This window comes from Motilimonas sp. 1_MG-2023 (assembly GCF_030547455.1).
Lineage (GTDB): Bacteria > Pseudomonadota > Gammaproteobacteria > Enterobacterales > CBDFNC01 > Motilimonas.
Window position 1 is genome coordinate 1 of the sequence record NZ_JAUOPX010000314.1, and the last position, 233, is coordinate 233.

General features: G+C 48.5%; 1 protein-coding gene. It reads right to left on the minus strand.

Annotated features, from left to right (window positions below; genetic code table 11):
* Positions 1 to 233 (minus strand): hypothetical protein (locus tag Q4519_RS22175; protein WP_303516154.1); only part of this gene is annotated, 233 nt, incomplete at both ends.

Below are 233 nucleotides of genomic sequence, written 5' to 3' on the forward strand. Positions count from 1 at the left end.
GGGTTTCAACCTTCATTAAAATGTGAATATTTTCTTGGTGGTAGATATATTCACGGCTGTCTACAACTGGGAAGAAGCGACCTGCCTTAGACCCCACCATTACCGCGGCATTGGCTTTATAGGCTGACAATACGTTTTCGCTGTAGTTTTCGTAGGTATTTTTGTTCAGTTTGAACAGCGACTTTGGCCTGGCGCTTATACGCATCGCCGAGCCCACGAGCCGGGTGCCTGGG